The 22,256-nt window shown below is 68.4% G+C and carries 27 protein-coding genes; 13 read left to right on the top strand and 14 right to left on the bottom strand.

The annotated features are described in order from the left end of the window. The first annotated feature begins 81 nt into the window (after nucleotides 1-81). Together A3CU_RS0111730 and A3CU_RS0111725 are read left to right on the top strand one after the other, a co-directional pair. Nucleotides 82-426 (top strand): ArsR/SmtB family transcription factor, encoded by a 345-nt coding sequence (locus tag A3CU_RS0111730; RefSeq protein ID WP_027942455.1) that lies wholly within the window; start codon nucleotides 82-84, stop codon nucleotides 424-426. Then, entirely contained in the window at nucleotides 417-911 is a 495-nt protein-coding gene (locus A3CU_RS0111725) for an SRPBCC family protein (protein WP_027942454.1), read from the top strand. The genes A3CU_RS0111730 and A3CU_RS0111725 overlap by 10 nt, the downstream gene beginning before the upstream one ends. Here A3CU_RS0111725 and A3CU_RS0111720 read toward each other — a convergent pair. Then, nucleotides 908-1,816: a haloalkane dehalogenase gene (locus tag A3CU_RS0111720; RefSeq protein WP_027942453.1), complete on the bottom strand. Its 909-nt coding sequence runs from the start codon at nucleotides 1,814-1,816 to the stop codon at nucleotides 908-910. The two genes, A3CU_RS0111725 and A3CU_RS0111720, sit on opposite strands and share 4 nt — an antisense overlap. A 205-nt stretch (nucleotides 1,817-2,021) precedes the next feature. Further along, nucleotides 2,022-3,041 (bottom strand): hypothetical protein, encoded by a 1,020-nt coding sequence (locus A3CU_RS44425; RefSeq protein WP_052371647.1) that lies wholly within the window; start codon nucleotides 3,039-3,041, stop codon nucleotides 2,022-2,024. A gap of 132 nt (nucleotides 3,042-3,173) precedes the next feature. Between A3CU_RS44425 and A3CU_RS0111710 the strand changes: the two genes are divergently transcribed. After that, nucleotides 3,174-4,445 (top strand): sensor histidine kinase, encoded by a 1,272-nt coding sequence (locus A3CU_RS0111710; RefSeq protein ID WP_043840939.1) that lies wholly within the window; start codon nucleotides 3,174-3,176, stop codon nucleotides 4,443-4,445. Beyond that, on the top strand, nucleotides 4,397-5,041 hold the full coding sequence (locus A3CU_RS0111705) for a LuxR C-terminal-related transcriptional regulator (protein WP_027942451.1): 645 nt from the start codon (nucleotides 4,397-4,399) through the stop codon (nucleotides 5,039-5,041). Before A3CU_RS0111710 ends, A3CU_RS0111705 begins: the two co-directional genes overlap by 49 nt. A 21-nt stretch (nucleotides 5,042-5,062) precedes the next feature. On the opposite strand, the gene A3CU_RS0111700 is transcribed toward A3CU_RS0111705, so the two are convergent. The 3 genes from A3CU_RS0111700 to A3CU_RS0111690 form a co-directional block, all read right to left on the bottom strand. Then, nucleotides 5,063-5,512: a DUF350 domain-containing protein gene (locus A3CU_RS0111700; RefSeq protein ID WP_027942450.1), complete on the bottom strand. Its 450-nt coding sequence runs from the start codon at nucleotides 5,510-5,512 to the stop codon at nucleotides 5,063-5,065. A 790-nt stretch (nucleotides 5,513-6,302) separates the two neighbouring features. Then, entirely contained in the window at nucleotides 6,303-7,469 is a 1,167-nt protein-coding gene (locus tag A3CU_RS0111695) for a glutathionylspermidine synthase family protein (RefSeq protein ID WP_027942449.1), read from the bottom strand. Then, nucleotides 7,470-8,069, bottom strand: a complete 600-nt coding sequence (locus tag A3CU_RS0111690) for a hypothetical protein (RefSeq protein ID WP_027942448.1) — start codon at nucleotides 8,067-8,069, stop codon at nucleotides 7,470-7,472. A 63-nt stretch (nucleotides 8,070-8,132) separates the two neighbouring features. Between A3CU_RS0111690 and A3CU_RS44420 the strand changes: the two genes are divergently transcribed. The 3 genes from A3CU_RS44420 (at nucleotide 8,133) to A3CU_RS0111675 (ending at nucleotide 10,978) form a co-directional block, all read left to right on the top strand. Then, nucleotides 8,133-9,101 carry a septum formation family protein gene (locus tag A3CU_RS44420; protein ID WP_052371646.1) on the top strand — a complete coding sequence of 323 codons (969 nt, stop codon included), beginning with the start codon at nucleotides 8,133-8,135 and terminating at the stop codon, nucleotides 9,099-9,101. Nucleotides 9,102-9,103: 2 nt separating this feature from the next. Continuing rightward, complete coding sequence (locus tag A3CU_RS0111680; protein ID WP_027942447.1) at nucleotides 9,104-9,454, top strand: metallopeptidase family protein; 351 nt, start codon at nucleotides 9,104-9,106, stop codon at nucleotides 9,452-9,454. Nucleotides 9,455-9,721: 267 nt separating this feature from the next. Then, nucleotides 9,722-10,978: an MFS transporter gene (locus A3CU_RS0111675; RefSeq protein WP_027942446.1), complete on the top strand. Its 1,257-nt coding sequence runs from the start codon at nucleotides 9,722-9,724 to the stop codon at nucleotides 10,976-10,978. 11 nt (nucleotides 10,979-10,989) lie between these two features. Here the strand turns inward: A3CU_RS0111675 and A3CU_RS0111670 are convergent, their stop codons facing one another. Continuing rightward, the gene (locus A3CU_RS0111670) at nucleotides 10,990-11,655 is read right to left on the bottom strand and encodes a DUF4232 domain-containing protein (protein ID WP_027942445.1); all 666 of its coding nucleotides are present in this window, start codon (nucleotides 11,653-11,655) and stop codon (nucleotides 10,990-10,992) included. Nucleotides 11,656-11,852: 197 nt separating this feature from the next. Between A3CU_RS0111670 and A3CU_RS0111665 the strand changes: the two genes are divergently transcribed. Next, entirely contained in the window at nucleotides 11,853-12,143 is a 291-nt protein-coding gene (locus A3CU_RS0111665; protein ID WP_043840938.1) for a putative quinol monooxygenase, read from the top strand. A gap of 13 nt (nucleotides 12,144-12,156) precedes the next feature. On the opposite strand, the gene A3CU_RS0111660 is transcribed toward A3CU_RS0111665, so the two are convergent. Both A3CU_RS0111660 and pheA read right to left on the bottom strand, forming a co-directional pair. After that, nucleotides 12,157-12,777, bottom strand: a complete 621-nt coding sequence (locus tag A3CU_RS0111660; RefSeq protein ID WP_027942443.1) for a histidine phosphatase family protein — start codon at nucleotides 12,775-12,777, stop codon at nucleotides 12,157-12,159. A gap of 61 nt (nucleotides 12,778-12,838) precedes the next feature. Then, complete coding sequence (gene pheA, locus A3CU_RS0111655) at nucleotides 12,839-13,750, bottom strand: prephenate dehydratase (protein ID WP_027942442.1); 912 nt, start codon at nucleotides 13,748-13,750, stop codon at nucleotides 12,839-12,841. A gap of 119 nt (nucleotides 13,751-13,869) precedes the next feature. On the opposite strand from pheA, the gene A3CU_RS0111650 reads away from it, so the two are divergent. The 3 genes from A3CU_RS0111650 to A3CU_RS53445 all read left to right on the top strand — a co-directional run bounded on the left by A3CU_RS0111650 (nucleotide 13,870) and on the right by A3CU_RS53445 (nucleotide 15,934). Then, nucleotides 13,870-14,484 (top strand): macro domain-containing protein, encoded by a 615-nt coding sequence (locus A3CU_RS0111650; protein WP_027942441.1) that lies wholly within the window; start codon nucleotides 13,870-13,872, stop codon nucleotides 14,482-14,484. Between the two features lie 164 nt (nucleotides 14,485-14,648). Further along, on the top strand, nucleotides 14,649-15,581 hold the full coding sequence (coaA, locus tag A3CU_RS0111645; protein ID WP_027942440.1) for a type I pantothenate kinase: 933 nt from the start codon (nucleotides 14,649-14,651) through the stop codon (nucleotides 15,579-15,581). 194 nt (nucleotides 15,582-15,775) lie between these two features. Beyond that, nucleotides 15,776-15,934, top strand: a complete 159-nt coding sequence (locus tag A3CU_RS53445) for a hypothetical protein (RefSeq protein WP_169739617.1) — start codon at nucleotides 15,776-15,778, stop codon at nucleotides 15,932-15,934. Nucleotides 15,935-15,955: 21 nt separating this feature from the next. Here A3CU_RS53445 and A3CU_RS0111635 read toward each other — a convergent pair whose 3' ends face one another. Beyond that, nucleotides 15,956-17,497, bottom strand: a complete 1,542-nt coding sequence (locus A3CU_RS0111635) for a hypothetical protein (RefSeq protein WP_043840937.1) — start codon at nucleotides 17,495-17,497, stop codon at nucleotides 15,956-15,958. An 89-nt stretch (nucleotides 17,498-17,586) separates the two neighbouring features. Next, nucleotides 17,587-17,949, bottom strand: a complete 363-nt coding sequence (locus tag A3CU_RS0111630) for a DUF3024 domain-containing protein (protein ID WP_027942438.1) — start codon at nucleotides 17,947-17,949, stop codon at nucleotides 17,587-17,589. Nucleotides 17,950-18,285: 336 nt separating this feature from the next. Between A3CU_RS0111630 and A3CU_RS0111625 the strand changes: the two genes are divergently transcribed. Then, nucleotides 18,286-18,912 carry a response regulator gene (locus tag A3CU_RS0111625; RefSeq protein WP_027942437.1) on the top strand — a complete coding sequence of 209 codons (627 nt, stop codon included), beginning with the start codon at nucleotides 18,286-18,288 and terminating at the stop codon, nucleotides 18,910-18,912. A gap of 5 nt (nucleotides 18,913-18,917) precedes the next feature. Here the strand turns inward: A3CU_RS0111625 and A3CU_RS0111620 are convergent, their stop codons facing one another. Beyond that, entirely contained in the window at nucleotides 18,918-19,586 is a 669-nt protein-coding gene (locus A3CU_RS0111620; RefSeq protein WP_043840965.1) for a GntR family transcriptional regulator, read from the bottom strand. A gap of 87 nt (nucleotides 19,587-19,673) precedes the next feature. On the opposite strand from A3CU_RS0111620, the gene A3CU_RS0111615 reads away from it, so the two are divergent. Beyond that, nucleotides 19,674-20,438, top strand: coding sequence for an NAD(P)-dependent oxidoreductase (locus A3CU_RS0111615; RefSeq protein ID WP_027942435.1), 765 nt, complete (start codon nucleotides 19,674-19,676; stop codon nucleotides 20,436-20,438). A gap of 19 nt (nucleotides 20,439-20,457) precedes the next feature. On the opposite strand, the gene A3CU_RS44415 is transcribed toward A3CU_RS0111615, so the two are convergent. From A3CU_RS44415 to A3CU_RS0111600, 3 genes are all read right to left on the bottom strand, one after another. Beyond that, nucleotides 20,458-20,847, bottom strand: coding sequence for an SgcJ/EcaC family oxidoreductase (locus A3CU_RS44415; RefSeq protein ID WP_043840936.1), 390 nt, complete (start codon nucleotides 20,845-20,847; stop codon nucleotides 20,458-20,460). 110 nt (nucleotides 20,848-20,957) lie between these two features. Continuing rightward, on the bottom strand, nucleotides 20,958-21,770 hold the full coding sequence (locus A3CU_RS0111605; RefSeq protein ID WP_027942434.1) for a class I SAM-dependent methyltransferase: 813 nt from the start codon (nucleotides 21,768-21,770) through the stop codon (nucleotides 20,958-20,960). Nucleotides 21,771-21,779: 9 nt separating this feature from the next. Next, nucleotides 21,780-22,235: a GbsR/MarR family transcriptional regulator gene (locus A3CU_RS0111600; protein WP_027942433.1), complete on the bottom strand. Its 456-nt coding sequence runs from the start codon at nucleotides 22,233-22,235 to the stop codon at nucleotides 21,780-21,782. Nucleotides 22,236-22,256 lie beyond the last annotated feature (21 nt).

Raw genomic sequence — 22,256 nt, 5'->3', positions numbered from 1 at the left:
CCCGACTCTCCGAAACGGCACCGCACCTTCGGGTGCGGTGCCGTTTGCGTTGGGCCGCCCTCGCGGCTAACCTACAACCAAATGGTTGTAAGTCAGCTCAGTGACGCCGAGGCGGACCGCATCTTCCACAGCCTTGCGGACGCGACCCGCCGGGACATCGTCGTGCAGGTGATGCGACAGGAGCAGTCGGTTTCGTCGCTCGCACGCCGGTACGACATGAGCTTCGCGGCAGTGCAGAAGCACGTCGCGGTGCTCGAACGGGCCACGCTCGTGGTGAAGGAGCGACGCGGAAGGGAGCAGGTCGTGCACGGCAATCCGGAGGTACTCCGCAAGGCCGCCCGCTTGCTCGATGCGTACGAGCAGATCTGGCGTCACCGGGTATCAAGTATCGAGGAAATCCTGTCGGAGGAGGAAAAATGCCAGTGATCAGTGTCCACAAGGACCCGTCCACACTCACCCTGACCTTCGTCGCGGAATTCGACGCACCGGTCGAGCGCATCTGGCAGGTGTGGCAGGACCCGCGCCAGCTGGAGCGCTGGTGGGGACCACCGGCCTGGCCGGCCACCTTCGAACGGCACGACTTCGAGGTGAGCGGCCACTGCCGGTACTACATGACCGGGCCGGAGGGCGAGAAGGCCCGCGGATGGTGGCGGATCACCGCCATCGACGCGCCGCACCGGCTGGAGTTCGAGGACGGCTTCGCCGATGAAAACGACGAGCCGGCCACCACGATGCCGACCACTCGCTGCGTCGTGACCCTCGAGGCGGCAGGCGCGGGCACACGGATGACCACGGTGTCCGAGTTCGACAGCGCGGAAGATCTCGAACGGCTGGTGAAGATGGGCATGGAGGAAGGCATGCGCCTGGCGATGGGCCAGATCGACGGTCTCGTGGCCGGCACGCCTGCCTAGCCACCGCGGACGAAGCCGGCGACGACGCGAGCCAACTCCTCTCCCGCGTCCTCCTGCAGGAAGTGGCCCGCCCCGCGAATGGTGGGGTGGTCCAGGCCGGCCGCGCCCGGCAGCCGGCGCTGCAGCACCGGTGCCATCGGCCCGGTGATCGGGTCGCCGTCGGAGAACGCACACAGCACCGGAATGTCCAGTTCGGACAGCACGGCCCAGGCACGACGGTTGTCCTCACTGCCCGGCCCGTCCGGGGTGACCGGGACCAGACCCGGCATGGCCCGTGGACCCGCCTTGTACATCTCGTTGGGGAACGGCGCGTCGTAGGCGGCGCGGACCTCGTCCGGCAGCCGCGTCCGGCAGCCAGACTGCACGAACCGGGCGATGTCGAGCACCGGCGCCTTTTGCACCGCGTCGTGAAACGCCCACCACGACGCGGGCATCTCCTCGTCACCCGTGGGGAGCCCGGTGTTCGCCGCGACCACGCGGGCGAACCGGTCCGGGTTCTCGGCGACCATCCGCAACCCGATCAGCCCGCCCCAGTCCTGGCCGAGGAGGGTCACCTCGCGCAGGTCAAGCGCGTCGAAGGCGAGCGCGCGCATCCACTCGACGTGGCGGGCGTAGGTGTGGTCGGCGACCTCGGCCGGCTTGTCCGACCGGCCGAAGCCCACCAGATCCGGCGCGATCGCGCGGAGCCCGGCCGCGGCGAGCACGCCGAGCAGCTTGCGGTAGAGGTACGACCAGCTCGGCTCGCCGTGCAGAAGCAGCACCACCGGCCCGTCCGGCGGACCGGCCTCGACGTAGGCGATCCGGACGATGCCGCATCTCGGGTCGTCGAGGTCCGCGTAGTGCGTCGGGAAGTCGAAGTCGGGCAGGTCGACGAACCGGTCTTCGGGTGTCCTCAGCAGGCGCACGCCCTCGAGCCTAGAGCACACCCGGGCCCGGGCCTAGCGGCGCGAACCCTCTGGCCGATGAACTTCAGGTCTGAACTGAGACGGCAGAAGAGGCCGGTGGAGCTACCCGCCAGAGGCGCTGCCCACCAGCGGGGCAGCGCCTTGTGACTGTTTGTGTCGGTCCTGCCACATAAAATTAGCTATGTATCGACCCTAGGTTCGAAAATTAACCTTGGCCGGGCAAGCTCTCGATTCCTGCGGCCGGACAAACCGCACCGTCGCCCGGGCGCTGCCCCTGTCGTCCAGCCAATTCGTACCGGGTCTTCGCCCGATGCACTACTGTGCCCGCCCCGACCACCGACCACACCACGATCAGGCCGAACGTCGCCAGCGTTTGCTGGTCTGGGTGCGCGATCGACTGTCCCCGCAACGCCTGCCACAGCACCAATGCAATCAGCCCCGCATACGCGACCGTGCCGACCACTAGCAACCGCACCCGCACACCCTCGTCCCGCAGCACCGGATACCGCCGTGCCAGCCACGTCAACAGCAGTGCCAGCAACGGCAGCGCCTGCAACCCATGCAGCCCCACGAAATGCGGAATCCGCAGGTCCCCGCCGTCCAGATTCCACCCGGTGATCGGCATCGCGCGACCGCCGTCGGCCACGCCCACGCTATGTCCGCCCACCATCGCCGGCGTCCCGGAATCGTTCGTCAGCATCAGCGTCGCCAGTCCCATGCCGACCAGCGAGGTCACCAATCCGAACCGCAGCGACCAGCGGCGCGCCCGGTCGTCCGTGTGTTTGAAGGCCAGCAGGCAGGCCAGGACGAACGTCGCCACGAACACGATGTCCGCGAGCGCCCCCATGGCGTTGTAGACCATCGCGTTGAACGATGTGCTGATGTTGAAATGGCTGGCCTGGCCGCGCACCACCTGCAGCACGATCAACGCGAACTCCAGGAACCCGGAGATCGCGATCACCGAGCCCGTGGCCGACGCGATGCGTCTGCCGCGGCTGACCATCGTCAGCAGCCACGCCAGCGTGTAGCCGTAGAGCGCGAACGACACCGCGAACTTGAACGGTTTCAACCAGATCGGCACCCCGTCCAGAATCCGGTGGTCCCACAGCAACCCGCCGACCGACACCACGGCCAGTACCGCCATCGCGATCGTGAACAGCATCAGCAACCGGTGCCACCGGACCTCGGTCGCCGGCTTCTCGTCCAACGGAACAAAAGTCGTCATGGGGCTACTGTGTTCCGTCGGCGCGCGCGAATCACGGGGGCCAGAACCCGAATCGATAGTGGTACCAGTACCACCGACACGACCGCACCGGACCGGCCACAATCGAAACACCGATAGGCGAGAGAGGTTGTCATGGATGGGTTGCGTGGCCGTATTCGGCTGACCGGGTGGGGCGCGTTGTTGTTCGTGATGTCGATAGTCGGCATCGGGGTGTGGATTTGCGTGGTCGCTGCCGGTTCGCTGGTCACGGTATTCGTCGGTGTGCCATTGACGCTGATCACCGTGGGCTGGCTGCGCGGCCTGGCCAACTGGCACCGGCAGTGGTCGGCCGAGAAGATGGGCGTGGAGATCGAACGCCCCTACCGGCCGATACCGGAGGGCAGCCTGGCAACCCGGTTCGCGACCGTCGCGAAGGACCGCGCGACCTACCGTGACCTGCAGTGGGCGCTGGTCAACTCGACCGCCGGGCTGACGCTGTCCATCCTGCCGTTCACCATGCTGGCGGCGAGCGTGTTCTACCTCAGCTACCCGCTGCTGTTCACCCTCACGCCGCCGGATGTGTTCCGCACGCCGTTTGGACCATGGTTCACGGTGGACTTCGCCGGATCGTTTGCGATGTGCCTGCTCGCGCCCGTCTGGTTCGGCCTGTTCTGGTGGACCACGCCGGCCCTCATGCGTGCTTACACCCGGCTGACCAGGACGTTCCTCGCGCCGGACGAGAAGCAGCGGTTGGCGCTGCGGGTCGCGCAGCTCACCGAGTCGCGCGCCGAGACCGTCGACGCGCAGGCGGTCGAGTTGCGTCGCATCGAGCGTGACCTGCACGACGGCGCCCAGGCGCGGCTCGTGTCGCTGGGCATGAGCCTGGGCATGGCCGAGACGTTGCTGGCGTCCAACCCGGACGCCGCCGGAGAACTGCTCGCCGAGGCCCGGAAAGCCACCGGCCTGGCGCTGTCCGAGCTGCGCGATCTCGTGCGCGGCATCCACCCGCCGGTGCTGGCGGATCGTGGCCTGGACGGGGCCGTGCGGGCGTTGGCGTTGGCCAGCCCGCTGCCGGTCGAGGTCAGCGTCGACCTGCCCGGCCGCGCGCCGGCTCCAGTCGAGTCCGCGGTGTATTTCGCCGTCGCCGAGGCTCTGACCAATGCCGCGAAGCACAGCGCCGCGAGCTCGGCCTGGGTCCGCCTGACCTACACCGACGGCCGGCTGGGCGCGATGGTCGGCGACGACGGCCGCGGCGGTGCCACGCAGAACCCCGGCGGTGGGCTGCACGGCGTGGAACGGCGACTGGCAGCATTCGACGGGACCTTGGTGCTGGCGAGCCCCGTCGGCGGGCCGACGATCGTGACGATGGAGCTGCCGTGCGTGTTGTCCTTGGCGAAGACCTCGCCCTCCTCCGAGATGGCCTGATCCGGCTGCTCACGGCCAACGGGTTCGACGTCATCGAGGCGGTCGACAACGGGCCGGAGCTGTTGCGGGCGATGGTGGAGCACAAGCCGGACGTGGCCGTGGTCGACGTCCGGCTTCCGCCGACGTTCACCGACGAGGGCCTGCGCGCCGCCATCGAGGCGCGGCGGCAGGTGCCCGGGCTGCCGGTGCTCGTGCTGTCGCAGTACGTCGAGCAGCTCTACGCGCGGGAACTGGTGTCCGACGGCAACGGCGCGGTCGGCTACCTGCTCAAGGACCGCGTGTCCGACGTGACGCGGTTCGTAAACGCGGTGCGGCAGGTGGCCGAGGGTGGGACCGCGATGGATCCCGAGGTCGTCTCACAACTGCTGGCCAGCAACGCCCGCAACGCGCCGATGCGTCGGCTGACGCCACGGGAGCGCGAGGTGCTCGGCCTGATGGCGGAAGGCCGTTCCAACGCGGCCATCGCCACGAAGTTGTTCGTCACGGAGAAGGCGGTTGCCAAGCACACCAACAACATCTTCGCCAAGCTCGACCTACAACTGTCCACAAGCGACAACCGGCGCGTGCTGGCGGTCCTGGCCTACCTGAACTCCTGACCGGGCCACGCCCGCGTGGCGCTAGGAGATCGCGACTGCCACGACGAGCCCCAGCGCCAGGTGCGCGGCGGCGACCACGACGCTGACCGGCTGGAAACTCTCCTGCTCGATGGTGCGCCCGACGTCGATCCGGGTCGCCCACTCCAACAGGCGCACCGCCACCACCTGCACGATGATGCCGAGCAGGCCGTAGACGAGCGACGTGATCAGGCCCCCGGTGAGATCGCTGGCCGAGTTGAAGATCGCGACCACGATGATGAAGGCCATGGACAGCAGCCCCGACGCGGTCACGAGCACCGCGTTGGGCAGTCCGCGGTGCACGAGTTGGGACAGCTTGCCAGGCGTGGTCAGGTCGATCGCGTAGAAGCCGATGAACATCAGGAAAAGCCCGACGACCCCGTAGAGCAGGATCGCACCGATCCCTCTGACCAGGTCACTGCCGAAGGTCTCGGACAGCGCAAGTGTGTTCACGTGTTTTCTCCCCGTGACTAGTGAGCAATCGATCTGCGAACCGAGAGCGTACTGCCCATCGCAAGGAACAGACGCGAGTCCGGGTGAAGACATCGTCACGGTTGCCACCGCCACGTTGTCGCCGGCCGGACGGAACCTCGTCGAACTCGGCCCGCGGATCGAACGCGAGGCCGCGATTCGACCAACACGCGGTTTTCGGGAAGTGCTGCCCCACTCGCGGACAGCGCCCTTCTGACCGGCTACGAGCTCCAGATTCACCAGAATTATTGTTGAACGTACGGCTAAAAATGATCAAATGATGGCATGTCGCGAGTAGGCTCCCGCTTCGCGGTTGTGGCAGGTTCCCGCTGCAGCGTGACCGCGTTTGTCGTGGTGTGTAAGCAAAAGCTGCGGACCGATAGGTCGGCCCACTGCGGCTGGACATCATCCGCCGCCAAGACTGCAGTATCCGCTTCAGCGGTGGACTGGACGCCGAATCCGCCGAAATGCTCGGCCCACCGGCGAAACCGCACAAGAGCCACGAGACCGGCGAACACGATTCCCGTACGCCGGCCGACGCTGATTCCGACTCAGCGTCCCCGCGACCGCCAAAAGACGAGCTGAAACGGGAACTCGCGAGCCCGAAACAGGAACTCGCGAGCCCGAAACAGGAACTCGCGAGCCCGAAGCCGGAACTCACGTGCCTGAAGCCGGAACTCGCGTGTCTGGGGCGGGGACACGCCCGGCTGAAGCGGGGACTCGCGTGTCTGGGGCGGGGACGCGGGTGGCGGCGCGGAAAGGTCGCGCGGGGTCAGGGCTGGGGGATGCGGTGGGGGACGAAGGCCGCGCCGTCGTCGGTGACCAATCCGGCCGTCTCCCGGATGCCCAGGCCCGCCGCGTTGTCGCCGACGATCCACGCGCCCAGCGCCGGACGGAACCCGTCGAACTCCGGCAGCGGGTCGAACGCCTGGTAGACGAAGCCCTCGGCGCCGTACACCCCGGGCGTCTCGGTTTCGTACCCGGGCGCCACGATCTGCACGTTCGCACCCTCACGGCCCAGCTTCGGCTTCCGCACGTACTCGGTCAGGATGCTCGGCTCGTCGGTGAAGGCGGGCAGCAGGTTCGGATGTCCCGGATAGTTCTCCCACAGGACCGCCAGCAGCGTCTTGTTGGACAGCAGCATCTTCCACAGCGGCTCGATCCACAGCGTCTCCGGGAGCGACTCGGCGGCGTGGCGGCCGAACTCGTCGGTCACCACCCACTCCCACGGGTAGAGCTTGACCAGCGTGCGCAGCGGCGCCTCTTCAAGGTCCACGAACCGGGTCAGCAGCGGATCCCAGCCGATCTCCTCGATCGCCAGGCCGACGGTGTCCAGGCCCGCCTCCGCGGCGGTCTCCTGCAGGTACGACGTGGTGATGTGGTCCTCACCGGTGGGTTCGGCGCCGGACCAGGAGAAGTGCAGTTCGGCGGAGGGCAGCTGGCCGCGGATCTCCTGCCAGCGCTCGACCAGCCGCTCGTGAATCGAGTTCCACTGATCGTCCTCTTCGAACACGTCGGTCTTCCAGTGCCACTGCAACACCGACGCCTCCAGCAGGGAGGTCGGCGTGTCCGCGTTGTATTCGAGCAGCTTGGCCGGGCCGTTGCCGTCGTAGCGAAGGTCGAAGCGGCCGTAGAGATGCGGGTCACGCCGCTTCCACGACTCGGCGATGTGCGGCCACACCCATTCCGGGATGCCGAAATCCGCGTAGCGCTCGGTCAGCACGACGTTGTCCACCGCTTCCAGGCACATCGAGTGCAGCAGTTCGACGTCGGCCTCCAGCGCGAGGACCTCGTCCATCTCGAGCACGTAGTGCACAGACTCGTCCCAGTACGGCCGTGCTTGCCCCGATGCGTCCCGAGCGGGCTCGCCGTACACCAGGCCCTGTTCTTCGACTATCTGCTGCCAGTTCCGCCTGGGGGCGTGCCGTCCCCGTCGCACCTACGAGCCTCCGCTTCCGCTTTCGCCACTGATCCCGAACCCGCCGCGCTGCACGGTCGCGCCCGACTTGGTCTTGACCGTGGTGTTGCCCGACGGCGCGGTGTAGCTGCCGCCCAGCACGTGCGAGCCGACCGATCCCGTGCCGCCGTAGTTGTAGCGGTACTGGCCAAAGCCTCCGGTGACCAGCGGCACGACCCACAACCCGGTGGTGGGGTTGTAGTAGCCGTGCTGGCTGGTGATGTAGCTCTCGTCGCAGTAGTTGTCCTGGACAATGGTGCCGGATTCGTCCGTGCACACCGCCTCGACCTGGCTGGGTGTGGCCAGGTACCAGGTGGCGACCACGCCGACGAGCCCGACGGTGACCCCGCTGCCGATGAGGACCTTCCGGCGGGTGGCCGCCTTCTGTTCGGCCTCCGCGCGAGCGGCCTTCTGCCGTTCGAGTTCGGCTTCGCGCTCGCGCCGCGCCCGCGCCTCGGCCACCGTCGGCTTGCGAGGCCGGGTGGACTCGGCGTCCTGGAACCGCATCGAGCCGGTCTTGGGCTGCTCCGGCTCCTCTGGTGGCTGCGCCGGCGGTGGCGTCGGCGGGTGTTCTTCGCTCATCGCTGCCTACATTAGCCACCCAAGAGGTGCCAAGGGGTCACAACGCATGCATTATTGACACCGATGCCTGCGGACAAAGTCGAACGGAACACGCTGCGCACCCGGCTGGTTATGGTGGGTGTTTTCGTTGGCGCGGTCGCAGCGCTTTCGTTGAACGTGGCGTTCTCCTGGGGCGGGACCGTGACCGGCGGCGGGCACGTCGACGAGTCCCCGGAAGCCAAGGCGGCGTTCAACTCCGCACCCGGCAGTTGCCTGTTCTGGGCCCAGCCGGACGCTTCGGACATCCACCTTGTCTCGTGCGACCAACCGCATCTGTACGAGGTAACGGGTGTGGTCAACATCGCAGATCGGTACGGGCCGGGCACCCCGTCGCCGACCGTGGACCAGTGGCGCGATCTCGCGCTCGAGAAGTGCACGGACGACGCGCAGAAGTATCTGGGCAAGCCACTCGACCCGTTCGGCAAGTTCGCGGTCAGCGCGCTGCGCCCCACCAATGACCAGTGGTCCGACGGCGACCGGGAAATGCGCTGTGTGCTCGAGTGGGCCGCGCCCGGCGGCGAGCTGCAGCCGACCACGGGCAAGGCGGCCGACGTATCGCAGTCCGCGGTCTGGGAGCCGGGCACCTGCCTCGCGCTCGCCGGCAAGACGGTCGGCAACCCGATCGACTGCGCCCAGGCGCACGCGTACGAGATCGTCGCGACGGTCGACCTGAAAGACCACTTCAACGGCGGCTTCCCGAACCGCAATGACCAGTCGACGTGGCTGGACACCGAGTGCAACAAGGATGTCCAGTCCTACGCCGGCGGCGTCGATCTCGGCAAGCAGAAGCTGATCCTGGCCTGGGACACGGTGCAGCAGGAAAGCTGGGATGCCGGCTCCACGCAGGTCAACTGCAAGGTCGGCGCGAAGCTGGAGGACAACAGCGGGCTGCAGGCGATCACCGGAAGCATCCGCCAAAACGCCCAGGATGCCCCGCCGGAGGGAGGCCAGCCGCCGGATGGGGGCCAGCCACCGGCGCAGCCGGGCGGTTGACCATGCCCGTGGAGATGTCCGCGGCACGTTTCGAGGAGCTGGTGGCCGACGCACTCGACGAGGTGCCCGCCGAGTTCAGCCAGGCGATGGACAACGTGGTCGTCCTGGTGGAGGACCACAACGACGAGGCACCCGACATTCTCGGTCTGTACCACGGCATCGCGCTGACCGAGCGGACCTCCGATTACGGCGGGGTGCTGCCCGACCGGATCTCCATCTACCGGCGGCCCATTCTCCAGATGTGCGACAGCGAGGACCAGGTCGTCGAAGAGGTGCTGATCACCGTGGTGCACGAGATCGCACACCATTTCGGTATCGACGACGCGCGCCTTCATGAACTCGGCTGGGGCTGACGCACCTGGCGGTGAAACCTCCTCCAGCGGCCCGCGGCCGCGTTCGCGAGCCTCCGGCGGCGCGTCTTCCGCTCACCGGACACCGGAGCACGAACACGGACGCTTGAACGCCCTCCAGCTGGAGTAGCACTCGGTGATCCGTTCGGCACTTTACGCCAATAGTTGCTAACGCTGTCACTTGTCGTTATGCCACGATCGCGTACGGGCAGCAGCGTTTTCGCGGCCCGGTCCGGGTCCGAGGAGCACGACCTGAGGGGTGGCGCGACGATGGCCGTTCGGACGAGTTCCCCCCGTGACCGGCGGCTCGAGTGGTTGTTGTCCTCCAGCGCGATCGGCAATCTCGCCGACGGCATCGGAAAGGTGGCCTTTCCGCTCCTGGCGACCACGCTGACGCACGATCCGGTGCAGATCGGGGCGCTGTCGGCCACGCAGTTCGCCCCCTGGCTGCTCTTCGGTTTGCTCGCCGGGGCGCTGGTGGACCGGGTCGACCGGCGGCGGGCGATGCTGCTGGCCAACGTCGGGCGCAGCGTGGTGATCGGCCTGACCACGATCGGGGTGTGGACCGGCAGTATCTCGATCTGGCTGGTGTACGTGGCGGCCATGCTGCTCGGCACCGCGGAGACGATCGCGGAAAGCGCCGGAAACGCGCTGATTCCCGCGGTCGCCGGGCAGGACCGCCTGGAGAGCGCGAACAGCAAGTTCCAGGCCGCCGAGATACTGGGCCAGGTCTTCCTCGGCGGCCCGGTCGGCAGCGCGACCTTCGCGCTGTTCGCGGCCTTCCCGTTCCTGCTGAACTCGGCCGGCTTCGTGGTCGCCGCCGTGCTGTTGCTCGGCCTGACCGGCCGTTACCGGCCGAACGAGGGCGCCGCACCGACGAAGCTGCGCGCCGATCTCGTCGACGGCCTCAACTGGCTGGCCCGTGCCCCGTTGCTGCGACGGCTCGTGATCATCGGCGGGCTGACGGCGCTGACCGGCGAACTCGCCCAGGCGCAACTCGTCCTCTACGCCCTGGACGACCTGCAGCTGAGCAACGCGACCTTCGGCCTGTTCGCCTTCGTCGGCGGGATCGGCGGCCTGGCCGGGGCCGCGCTCGCGCCCCGGCTGGTCACGCTCACCGGCCGCAAGCCGGTACTCATCGGCGGAATCGGGGTCTGTGGCCTGGCCTTCGCCGGGATGGGCCTGTTCCGGCAGCCGGTGGTGGCCGCCGTGCTGTTCGGGGTGTTCGCGGGGTCGGTGGTGGCGGTGAACGTGGTCCTCGCAACCGCCCGTCATGCGCTGGTGCCCGGTGAACTGCTCGGCCGCGTGCTCGGCGCGTGGCGGACCGTCGTGTGGGGTGCGATCCCGGTCGGCGCGCTGCTCGGCGGTGGGCTCACCCGGTTGCTCGGCAGCGCCGGCGCGACCTTCGCGGTATCCGGGTTCCTCCAGATCGCGCTGGCCGGGTTCGCCGTGCCGGCGTTGCGCCGGTTCTCGCTCTCGGCGGAACCGGCGCACGATCAACACCGCGGAGCCGAGCGCTCTCATTGAGGTCGGCGAGCTCAGTTCTCCCCGGTGCCCTTCTCGATCGTCTTCACGCTGAGCTGGTGGCCCGGAATCTTGTCACTGGCGCAACCGGTGGTCGGCAGGTCGAGGTACATCGACGCGGTCTCCTGCGGCGGGTACACGCGTAGGCCTCGCACGGGCTGCGGCTGGCAGGCCGCCGGGTCGAAGTTCTCGATGGTGACGAACCCGACGGTGGCGAAGGCGGACTCGCCCTTGTGGAGGGTGATCGGCGCGCCCTTGGTGCCCTGCCGCTCGGCGGCGGCGCCGACCTGATGACCGTCGTCACCACCGACGTAGGAGACACCGGGGAAGCCCTGGATGACGCACTGGTGGTCGCTCACGTTGGTGAAGACCAGCGGACGGTACGCGGTCCCCGCGGCCCCCTCGCCACGCCCGAGGGACAGCCTCAGGTCGGCCGACTTGCAGAAACCGTTGGCATCCGGCGCGGGGTTCGCCGCGGCGTCACCACCGGACGCGCCGGGCATCGCGGACGGAGTGGGCGAGTCCGTAGCCGAGCTGCTCGGAGCGGTCACGTTCGTGGCCGGGGTCTCGCTCGCCGGGGCTTGAGCATTGTTCGTGCCCTGGTTGCACGCCGACGCCACGGCGGCCACCGCGGCCGCGGCCACCGCCAGGCCGATCCGGGAAATCCTGTTCTGCACCATTCTCGCCTCCCTGTGCTGGTTGAGCACTACCCGGGAGACGTCCATCCGTACCCTCGGTTGCCCAGCTTGGGATGAACTTTCAATTCTGGACCAGAAGCGGTGAACTTCTGTCTGGCGCCATTCACAGATAAGTTTTCCGGGCGCCGGCGGTCTCCACGAGCAGACATCGCCAACCAGTGGAGGAAGGAGTTCCGTCGATGTTGATCATCGCCGGTTACCTGGAAGTCGACCCCAAGGCTCGCGATACCTTCGTCGCCGCCCATCAGGATCTGCTGCGCCGGGGACGCGACGCACCCGGCTGCCTCGACCTGGCCATCTCTGCCGATCCGCTCGACCCCGCGCGGGTGAACAACTTCGAGCGGTGGGAGTCCAAGGCACACCTTGACGCATGGCGAAAAGTCGCTGCCGCTCCGGATACGGGAATCGCCATCCGCGCCGGCCACGTGATGGAGTACGACGTGACCGGCGAGCGGTCGCCGTTCGGCTGACCTCGGCCGGACGCTACATGGGTGCGCCGGCCCAGCTCAGGCAGGTCCAGCCACCCCGCGGCAGGCTCTCCAGCACGACGATCCCGGTGTTCGGGAGCAGCCCCTGGTCGGCGACCTCCGGTCGCACGTTGTCGGACAGCCATTCCGCGTTCAACCGGATCGCGCCGCCGTGGCTGACCAGCGCCACGACGGCGTCCTCGCCGGCCGCCTCGTGCTTGGCCCGCAACTCGGCGACGGCCGTGGTGAACCGCGCCCGCAGCCGCTCGCCGCTCTCGCCACCGCCCGGCATCGCGAGGTTGAGATCACCCCGGGTCCAGGCGCGCGTGATGTTCGTATAGGTCCGGTTCGAATCCGGGTCACCAAGTCCCTCGAGGGCGCCCACACCGACCTCGTGCACTCCTTCGATGGACTGCACCTCCAGCGCAAAGGCCTCCGCCAGCGGTTCGGCGGTCTGCTGGGCGCGAGTGGCGTATGAGGCGTACACCGCGGCCAGCGGCTCGTCGCGGAGCCGGTCCGCGAGCGCCTGCGCCTGCTGCCGGCCGCGCTCGGTCAGCGGCGGCCCGGGCAGGGCGGTGTCCAGAACACGGCGGACGTTGGCCTCGCTCTCGGCGTGCCGGATCAGATACAGCTTCACCCGCGCTCCCCTGGTCTTTCCGTCGGTGTGCGCATTGAGAGTACGGGCTCTTGCGCGCCGGCTAGGCCGTTTTTCCGGCACGCACAGCAGCGACCCAGTCCGTGGCTTCCACGAAGTCGTCGTTGCCGGCGGCGGGCTCGATCGTCGACCGCACGCCGTCCGCCCGCGGGTGCGAGCCGAGGAAGCGCACGTTCCGGCACCGGCGGCGCAGAGCGGCCAGCGCGTCGCCGATCCTCGGCTCGGCGATGTGGCCCTCGAAGTCGATGAAGAACCGGTACTCGCCGAAGTTGGACCGCGCCGGGCGCGCGTCCAGCCGGGTCAGGTTGATGCCCCGGCTGGCCAGCTCGCTCAGCAACTCCGCGAGCGCTCCGGTGCGGTTGGCCGCGGCCGCGACGATCGACGTGCGGTCGGCGCCGGTCGGCTCGGGCAGCGGGTGCTGCGGCTGGCGAACCAGCAGGAATCGCGTGCGCGCGTCCTGCACGTCGGCCACCTCGGTGGCCATGACCCGCAGCGGGTAGTGCTCTGCCGCTACCGGCGCAGTCACCGCCGCGTCGAACTCGCCGGCCAGCACGGCCACCGCGGCCGCCGCCGTCGACGAGGCGGCCACCGGGCGCGCGCCCGGCAGGTTGGCCTCCAGCCAGAGCCGGACCTGCGCGAGGGCATGCGGGTGGCTGGCCACGGTCTGGATCTCACCGGCGTCCGGCCGGGTCAGCACGCTGAACCGCACCGGCAGCAAGGCCTCCGCGGACGCGACCAACGGCTCCTGCTCGGCAAGCCCGTCGAGCGTCGCGGGCACCGCGCCCTCCACCGAGTTCTCCACCGGCACGCAGGCGGCGTCGACTTCTCCCTTACGCACGGCCGAAAGGGCGAGCGGGATCGTCTCAACGGGAATCAGCTCGGCATCGCCTGCCAGCAGCCGCGCCGCCTGTTCGGTGAACGTCCCTTCAGGACCGAAGTATGCGATCTTCGACACGTGACCAGCGTAACTGTGCAGGCCCGTACTCGTTCGGGGCAGGCGACACGCTGCTCTGTTCAGGCATTACGTGGATACCACGGTTACGTCCGATACCGTTTTTTGGCATGGTTGTAGCCGTGACGGCCGACTCGGACACGTACGCCACCCACCACGGGACCGGCGGCCAGGTCGTGCCCCCCTGCCCCACCCTGGTGCTGTGCGCGGTCGACGAGCCGCTGGCCATGGCCTGGCAGTCCGTGGCGGACGCCGTGCACGGCAGCCTGCGCGTGCACCACGGCTCGGTGCTCGACGTGTCCGCCGACGCGGTGGTAAGCCCGGCGAACTCCTACGGCTGGATGCGCGGCGGCATCGACTCCGTGTACGCGCTTGCGTTTCCGGGTGTCGAGCAGAACGTACGCAGCGCTGTGCTCGCCTATCACGGCGGCGAATTGCCGATCGGACAGGCGCTCGTGGTGCCGACCGGCGAGCCCACGCCGGCGTGGCTGATCAGCGCGCCGACCATGCGTGAAGCCGGGGAGCGCCTGCCGGCCGACACGGTCCACCCGTACCTCGCGGCCCGGGCGGTGTTCCGGCTGTGGCGGGACGGGCGGCTGGAACACGGCGTCGAAATTCGTCGCGAGGTGGCCACCATCGCGATGCCCGGTCTCGGCACCGGCGTCGGCGGGGTGTCCCCGCAAACCTGCGCGCGCCAGGTCGCCGCCGCCTGGACCGAGGTCTTCGGCGGCGCCTAGGGCGCGGCTGGTTCCGCTGCCCGTACCGTCACGCAACGCGTGTCGAAACAGTCCCAGTGCAGTAACTCACAGGCCGTGTTCGTGTGGTCCCACAAGCCCTACGGTTAGAGGAGCGTTATCTCACCATGTAGACGTCGACCCAGCGAAGGGCGAGGAGAGTGGGAATGCCACGGGTTCTCCAGGTCAGTCCCTACGTCGAGCTGGATCGAGAGCAATGGCGGGAACTCCGGCGCAACACGCCCCTGCCGCTCACCGCGGCCGAACTGCTGCGGCTTCGCGGGCTCGGCGAAAAGGTCGATCTGGCCGAGGTGGCGGATGTGTACCTGCCGCTGTCGCGGTTGATCAACCTGCAGGTCGCGGCCCGCCAGCGGCTCTACGAGGCGACCACGACGTTCCTCGGCGAGGATGCCCGGGGCACGAAGGTCCCGTTCGTCATCGGCATCGCCGGCAGCGTCGCGGTCGGCAAGTCGACCACCGCGCGGCTGCTGCGGACCCTGCTCGCCCGGTGGCCGGATCATCCGCGAGTAGATCTGGTGACCACCGACGGGTTCCTCTACCCCCGGGACGAGCTCGTCCGGCGCGGCATCATGCACCGGAAGGGCTTCCCGGAAAGCTACGACCGCCGGGCGCTGTTGCGGTTCGTCACCGAGGTGAAGTCCGGCGCGGAAGAGGTCAGCGCCCCGGTCTACTCGCATCTGGCCTACGACATCGTGCCGGGCGAGGAGCAGGTGGTCCGGCGGCCGGACATCCTGATCATCGAGGGTCTGAACGTCCTGCAGCCCGGCCCGCGGCTGACCGTTTCCGATCTGTTCGACTTCTCGATCTACGTCGACGCGCACACCGCGGACATCGAACGCTGGTACATCGAACGGTTTCTCGAGCTGCGGCAGACCGCGTTCGCCGACCCGGCCTCGCACTTCCACCACTTCGCCGGACTGCCCGACGACGAGGCGCGCGCCGAGGCCCGGCACCTGTGGCGCACGATCAACGAACCGAACCTGGTGGAGAACATCAAGCCGACGCGTCCGCGTGCCACCCTCGTCCTGCGCAAGGACGCCGACCACGCCATCAACCGCGTCCGCCTACGCAAGCTCTAGAAAACGCGGACGGCACCCGAAGTCACGGTCCGACTACGCATACACATTCTGAATAACACCGCAGGTTCAGCGGTCGGCCGAATGGCTGATGCCGGGGCGCTCCGCTGTAACCGGTTGGCCGATACCGTCACACGCGCGCAGCGCTCACCCTTGTGATTGGAAAGTTCATCCTCACCAGGGAAGGAGGCACGCCGATGTTCGAGATCATCATCACGTGGATCGGGGCGGTGCTGGGCATCGCGGTACTGCTGGCGATGGCGTTCGGCGCCTTCGTCCTCGATTTCAACGACGTGCTCAACGAGCGGCGGGGCCGGCACCACGACGTGATACCGGACCAGCCGGTCAGCCACTAAAGTTTCGAACCCAAGATCGATTCACGCATTCTGGCCCAGGTCGTCGACCGCGTTCAAGTATTCGTCGACGTCGAATTCCAGGTCCTCGTCCTCGCCCTCGCTCGGCTCGAGCAGCTCTTCGAGCACCCCGGCCAGCGTGTCCAGCACCTCGTGCCGCTCCAGCCCCTGGTCCGCCAGCCGCTGCGCGGCCTGCCAGACCTCCGGCGGCTCGTTGTCCCAGAGCTGGTCCACGACGGTGGCGTAGGCAGTGATCACCCGGAAGGCGTCGTCGTCCGAACCGTCCTCGGCGAGCGAATCCTGGAACTCGGGGTACTCACCGATGACGAGCAGGCGGCGCTGCACGGGGTCGCTCGGGTCGAGTTCGACCTCCTCGTCGCCGATCTCGGTGTACACCGACGGAACGGCGAACTGGCGGCGGGCCAGCAGGTCCGGGAGATTGGCCTCGTCAAGGTCCTCGACGTCGGCGAGGTAGACGGAGGACTCGCCGTCCAGAGTCCGCTCGTACAACCGCTCATCGACAGCTTCGAGCAGCAGTTCGACGGCCTGCTCCGGCAGGCCATCGCGGCTCGCGCCCCACCGCGCCCAGGCCGGCAGGACGTCCGCGATGGCCTCGTCCTGCTCGTCGGTCAGCTCGATCTCGCCGTCGTCGACGGCGTCCACAAAGGACACCAACTTGGCCGGACCGACCCGCAGCGGGCGCCGCGGGTCGTGTGCGACGCCGAACTCGATGAGCCGCAGGACGCATGCCCGGGCGGCCTCGGTGTCCTCGGCATCGGTGTCGCGGAAGAACTCGTCGATGACCGCGGCTCCCGCTTCCGGCGACAGGCCGCTCGGCGCCTCCGCCGGCTCGGGCTCGGGCAGGGCCCGCGTACGGGCCAGCGCGAGCGCACGGAAGCGGACGTAGTCGTCGGTGATCTCCGGCTCGTCCTGCCGCTCGGTGCCGGCGAAGGCGTCCTCGAGCAGCCGGTGCGCGCGGGCCGGCGTGATCCGTTCGAAGGTGACCAGGTCCTCGCTGTCGGCGGCCTGCGTGCGCAGCTCGGAGACGACTTCGGCGGGCGATGAGATGATCGCGGCTTCGTCCGCCCAGCCGCCGAACCTCGCGTAGCTGATGGAAACCAGCAGGCCGTGCTCCGACTCGCCGGTGCCGAACACGCACAGCACCGAGCTTTCGTCGCCGTAGACGTCGGCCGTCTGCCAGCATTCGCCCACGGTCACCTGGCCAAGGCCCGCCGCCCAGGCCGGCTCGGTGAGCCCCAGCTTCTCCAGCGCCAGCCCCGCGGCTTCCCGCTGCTCGGTGGTGGTGGCCAGCGCCCGCAGCGCGGCCAGCGGCGCGGCCAGGAGGTCCGGTTCGGGCGCGGCGGTGGCGTACGCGACGAGCTCGTCGGCGAGGTCGTCACCGGCATCCCACCACTCGCCCAGGATCTCGGAGGTGAGGAGCTCGACGTGCAGCGGATCGGCGTCCGGGGCCGGCTCGGCGAACTCTCGCAGGACCTCTTCGAGCAGGCCGGTCATGCTCTCCGGCGCGATCTCCTCCGTCGATCCCGACTGGGACAGTTCGGTCATGGCGCTCATAGTGGCACCGCCCACCGACACCGGTGTCCGCTGGGGGTGCTACCCCGCTGCCCCCTCCGGGGGTGCAGCCCCTGGCGTTCTTACCGCGCGCTGAGCCAGGTGTGGAAGTAGCCGTCGTCGGTGCTGCGGTCGATGTCCTGCAGCAGCGGCACCGGGGAATTCTCCGGCAGGCTCGCCGGATACTGGCGCCAGCGCGCGAGGCCGTCCACCCAGTAGTAAAGGGTCCACAACCCGTCCGTGCCGTAACGCAACTGCGCGAAAGCATGTTCGGTGACCTGTGCGGGCCCTCCGCCGTCGGGGGGCTCCGCGCGCTTTTCGACCAACGTCACCATGCGCCCGCGCCAGCGGGACATCACCGTGAGCTCCCCGCGTTTACTCGCTGGGACGCGCCGCTCGCACCAGCGATCGATCTGCCGTTGCTGTAGCTCGGGGATCGGCGACATGGCAACAGTGATACCGCATGACATCAACGGCACCTTATGGAGCATCCGGGCTTTGTGACTTCCGACAGCCGCGGGTAACCGCGCCGCCACTGTCCGCTGAAAGCGTTTTCCGATTCGGCTGCTTGCCCCATTCCGGACATTTGCCACCGGGATTCTGTCCGGTTTCCAGATCGCGGAAACGACGGCACCGCCGGCCGCCAGGTCACCGGGTTGTTCGGTTCGGCGGCCCGGCGCCGGCCGAGGCCAAGGCGCTGTCGGCGGAACGGCAGCCGGCCCGGAGGATTCGTCCGGGCAGAGGCTGCGAACCGGCGGACAACCGCCACGTAACCTCGGGGTATGGCTATTCAGGTGCTGCTCGTTGACGACCACGAAGTCGTGCGCCGGGGACTTCGGGAACTCCTCAGCGACGAACCCGATATCGAGGTCGTCGCCGAGGCGAGCAGCGCGGACGAGGCACTGGCGGTGGCGATGCACGTCGAGCCGGACGTGGCCGTGGTGGACGTGCGTCTCGGCGAGGGGGACGGTGTGACGCTGTGCCGCGAGCTGCGGTCGAAGCCGAACGCGCCGAAATGCCTCGTGCTCACCGCCTTCGACGACGAGGAGGCCATGGTCGGCGCGATCATGGCGGGTGCCTCCGGCTACCTGCTGAAGCAGGTGCGTGGCCAGGACGTGGTCAACGCGGTGCGGGAGGTGGCCGCCGGCCGGTCCCTGCTGGACCCGCTCACCACCGCGCGAATACTCGACAAGTTCCGCCACCCGCACGACGACGCGCTGGCCCACCTCACCGAGCGGGAACGCAGCGTACTGCAACTGATCGGTGACGGACTGTCCAACCGGGAGATCGCCGAACAGCTGTTCCTCGCCGAGAAAACCGTGAAGAACTACGTGACCTCGGTGCTCGCCAAACTGGGGATGCAGCGGAGAACACAGGTGGCCGCGTGGGTCGCCCGGCGCGGAAAGTAAGTGCGCTACCCCCGCTGTTTTGTCTCGGCCGATTCGACGAGCGCCTCGATCACGCTGGCCAAGTGCGCACGCGTGGCTTGTTCGGCGAGCTCGGGCTCGTGCGCGGAGATCGCGTCGATGATCGCCAGGTGCTGCGGCAGGGACACCGCGGGCCGACCCGGGCGCATGGCGAGCCGGAACTGGTGCCGCACGCTTTGTGCCCGCAGCCGCTCCAGCACCTGCGCGGCGGTGTGCTGCCCGCCGATCTCGCGGATCCGGCGGTGCAGCTGTTCGTTGAGTTCCGAGTAACCGACCACGTCCGAGCTGCCGACCGCCCGGCGCATCGCCCGGCCGATCGCCTTGAGGTCGCGCACCTGCTGGGCGGTGATCCGTTCGGCCGCCTTCCGCGCGCACAGCGACTCCAGCACCATGCGGACTTCGGAGATCTCCACGGCCTCCTCGATCGAGATCGACCGTACCCGGGCGCCCCGGTTCTGCACCCGCTCGACCAGGCCCTCGTTCGCGAGTTCGATCAGCGCCGCGCGCACGCTCGCCCGGCTCGCCGAGAACTGCGCGGAAAGATCGGCCTCGACCAGCCGCTGGTTGGGCGCGAAGTCACCGTGGATGATCGCGGCCCTGATGGCGGCCACCACCGGCGCTCCCGTGCCGGCCCGCTCGGCCGAATCCTCCGTCAACACCGCTCCCGCCCGCCTCATTGTTGACAATTTTGTCGCTAACATCGTCTACTCGATTGTAGGCCGACCGCGTCAGGAGGGTCACTCATGCCCGGAAAGACCGTCACTATAGCCGTACTCGGGCTCGGTGAGGCCGGCGGCGCGCTGGCACACGACCTCCGCGCGGCAGGTGCCACGGTGCGCGGCTACGACCCGGAACTGCCCGGTGACTGTTCGTCCGAGGCGGACGCGGCAACCGGCGCGGACCTCGTGCTCAGCGTGAACAGCGCGTCGGCCGCGGAAGACGCCCTGCGTGCCGGGCTCGCCGGACTGCGCGCGGGGGCCGTGTGGGCCGACCTGAACACCGCCTCACCCGGCATGAAACGGAAGCTTGCCGAGATCGCCGCCGGGCACGACGTGCCCTTCACCGATATCGCGATCATGGCACCGGTTCCCGGGCGTGGGCTCAAGGTGCCGATGCTGGCCAGCGGGGTCGCGGCCGCCGCCACCGCGGACCTGCTCGGCCCGCTCGGCGCGTCCGTCGAGGTGATGGGCGGCGACGCCGGGCTTGCCGCCGAACGCAAGCTGCTCCGCAGCGTGTTCTTCAAGGGCATGTCGTCGGCCGTGGTCGAGGCGCTGACGGCCGCACGGGCGGCGGGCTGCGAGGGCTGGTTGCGCGGGGTGATCGTGGCCGAATTGACCGCGGCAGCCGAATCCACTGTGGACCGGCTGACGACGGGAACCTACCGCCACGCGGTTCGCCGCACGCACGAGATGGCCGCGGCGGCGGCCATGCTCGGCGAACTCGGTGTGCCCGCGGACATCGCCGGCGCAGCACGGGACCAACTGGCCCGCCTTTCCGGAACCGTTTGACCACCCCGCCGAGGATGTCCTATCTGGGCACCAACGTGTTCTGCCTTGCCGTGATCAACCAGCGGCCGTCGTCCTTGACCAGCACGTACAGCGCACACATCGTGTGGTCGGAGTCGATGGGCCCGCCGTCCGCGGTGATCGCATACGCCTCCTTGTACGCCAACGCCACGTCCGGCCGCACGAAGCGCACATCCCGCACGACGTATCGCGCATACTGGTCCCGCAACGGTCCCGCCAACCCCTGCTCGCTGGACGCCATGATCTCCGCCAACCCGGCCAGCCGAGCCCCCACGACGTTGACGACGGCGGCGTCAGGCGCCAGGTGCTTGTTCATCAACGCAGCATCGTTGGTATTGAACCCGCGCTCGACATCAGCAATGATCTGCTTGATCTCCTCGATATCACTCATGCCGACCAGTCTGGAACCTCTACATAGGACGAGGTCAAGAATTCCGTGCACGGTCGTCGTGCCGCAAGCGAAGGGCGATGACCCGGCCTTTTCGGTGGTGCTACCCGGATTCAGAACCGGTAGCGGAGTATGCGGGTACCTTGCCGGGACATGGCGGTGCTGCGGCTCATGAGCCGGGTGGCCGCGCGCAGTGGCTGGGGAAAGTCGGCCACTTCCGGGGCACGGACGAGTAATTTCTCCTCGGCCAGGGTGAGGGCGGCGCCCCACGTCTCGGGCTCGTGTGCGTCGTCGAAGCCCTGGGCGGCCGTGATACCGATGGCTTTGATCGTCGGGTGGTATTTCATCGACCAGGCGGCGAACCGGGTGTAGCCGTTGAGAGCGAGTTCGCCGGTGTCGAAATGCGTGGTCAGTTGCCGGGTCATCCGCTGGAAGGTGTCGCCGGGCAGGAAGGGCAGCAGGCCCTCCGCGACGATCATGGCTGGCCGGTCGCGGGGCAGCGGGTCGAGCCAGCCCGGTTCGGTCAGGTCGGCGCCTATGCGCAGCGACCGGTCCGGGAGGAACTGGGGCCGTAAGTCGACGATGTCGGGGAAGTCGACGTCGTACCAGTCGACGCCGGCGGGTGGGTCACAGCGAAGCATGCGCGTGTCGAGTCCGCATCCGAGATCGAGCACAACGGCGTCGGGGTGGTCTGCAACGAACGCCCGGACCGTGTCGTCGAGTTTCTTGGCGCGTAGGGCGGTGCCACAAATGAGGCTGGGCTTGATTTTGAGCTTGGCGAAGTCGTAGTCGATCGCGTCGGCGATCTCCGCGGAGTGGGTGTCGCCGAGGATCGGGTGCCCGAGCTTGGCGTCCAGGGCCCTGGCGTAGAGGGTCAGCAGCAGGGTTTCCCGGAGCGGGTCCAGGTCGAGTCGCAGGCGTTGCACGAAAAGTCCTTACGTTTTCAGGGGATTGCGCGCGGCGATGTCGCGCAGCCAGGTCAGCGCCTGCTGCGCGGCACGGATTCGTTCGGTGCGGGGGCCTTCGCCGCCGGCGAGTTGCATGCCCTCGTCGGCGACGTCCCCGAAGGCGCCGAGGCTGTCGAGTTTGCGCTGGATGACCTTGTGCCAGGCGTCGTCCTCGATGCGGTAGTACGTGGTGCGGTCACCCGGCACCCGGACCTTGCGGATAAGCCCGATGGTGGTGAGGAAGCGCATGTTCGAGGTGAGCGAGGCGCGGCTGGCCTGGATCGTCTCGGCGATCTGGCCGGCGGAGCGCTCGGGTGGGTCACAGATCATCAGCAGGCCGAGGATCCGCCCGGTGATCGGCGAGAGCGCCCACTCCTCCACACAGAACGTGGCCACTCGCTCGATCCACCGCAGCACCTCATCCTGGTTGTCCTGACTGGACATCACGCTTCCTCCTCGGCTGAC

This window comes from Amycolatopsis taiwanensis DSM 45107 (assembly GCF_000519205.1).
GTDB lineage: Bacteria > Actinomycetota > Actinomycetes > Mycobacteriales > Pseudonocardiaceae > Amycolatopsis_E > Amycolatopsis_E taiwanensis.
The sequence above is the reverse complement of the archived record's forward strand: the minus strand, read 5'-3'. Positions and strand labels throughout refer to the sequence as shown.

Bases quoted from the DNA above. Each gene is read 5' to 3' on its own strand.
- A3CU_RS0111670 (WP_027942445.1), bottom strand. From the start codon at position 11,655: ATGGTGCAGAACAGGATTTCCCGGATCGGCCTGGCGGTGGCCGCGGCC.
- A3CU_RS0111690 (WP_027942448.1), bottom strand. From the start codon at position 8,069: ATGAGCGAAGAACACCCGCCGACGCCACCGCCGGCGCAGCCACCAGAG.
- A3CU_RS0111615 (WP_027942435.1), top strand. From the start codon at position 19,674: ATGCCCGGAAAGACCGTCACTATAGCCGTACTCGGGCTCGGTGAGGCC.
- coaA (WP_027942440.1), top strand. From the start codon at position 14,649: ATGCCACGGGTTCTCCAGGTCAGTCCCTACGTCGAGCTGGATCGAGAG.
- A3CU_RS0111730 (WP_027942455.1), top strand. From the start codon at position 82: ATGGTTGTAAGTCAGCTCAGTGACGCCGAGGCGGACCGCATCTTCCAC.
- A3CU_RS44420 (WP_052371646.1), top strand. From the start codon at position 8,133: ATGCCTGCGGACAAAGTCGAACGGAACACGCTGCGCACCCGGCTGGTT.
- A3CU_RS0111725 (WP_027942454.1), top strand. From the start codon at position 417: ATGCCAGTGATCAGTGTCCACAAGGACCCGTCCACACTCACCCTGACC.
- A3CU_RS0111665 (WP_043840938.1), top strand. From the start codon at position 11,853: ATGTTGATCATCGCCGGTTACCTGGAAGTCGACCCCAAGGCTCGCGAT.
- A3CU_RS0111625 (WP_027942437.1), top strand. From the start codon at position 18,286: ATGGCTATTCAGGTGCTGCTCGTTGACGACCACGAAGTCGTGCGCCGG.
- A3CU_RS0111675 (WP_027942446.1), top strand. From the start codon at position 9,722: ATGGCCGTTCGGACGAGTTCCCCCCGTGACCGGCGGCTCGAGTGGTTG.
- A3CU_RS44415 (WP_043840936.1), bottom strand. From the start codon at position 20,847: ATGAGTGATATCGAGGAGATCAAGCAGATCATTGCTGATGTCGAGCGC.
- A3CU_RS0111600 (WP_027942433.1), bottom strand. From the start codon at position 22,235: ATGTCCAGTCAGGACAACCAGGATGAGGTGCTGCGGTGGATCGAGCGA.
- A3CU_RS0111630 (WP_027942438.1), bottom strand. From the start codon at position 17,949: ATGTCGCCGATCCCCGAGCTACAGCAACGGCAGATCGATCGCTGGTGC.
- A3CU_RS0111710 (WP_043840939.1), top strand. From the start codon at position 3,174: ATGGATGGGTTGCGTGGCCGTATTCGGCTGACCGGGTGGGGCGCGTTG.
- A3CU_RS53445 (WP_169739617.1), top strand. From the start codon at position 15,776: ATGTTCGAGATCATCATCACGTGGATCGGGGCGGTGCTGGGCATCGCG.
- A3CU_RS0111680 (WP_027942447.1), top strand. From the start codon at position 9,104: ATGCCCGTGGAGATGTCCGCGGCACGTTTCGAGGAGCTGGTGGCCGAC.
- A3CU_RS0111635 (WP_043840937.1), bottom strand. From the start codon at position 17,497: ATGACCGAACTGTCCCAGTCGGGATCGACGGAGGAGATCGCGCCGGAG.
- A3CU_RS44425 (WP_052371647.1), bottom strand. From the start codon at position 3,041: ATGACGACTTTTGTTCCGTTGGACGAGAAGCCGGCGACCGAGGTCCGG.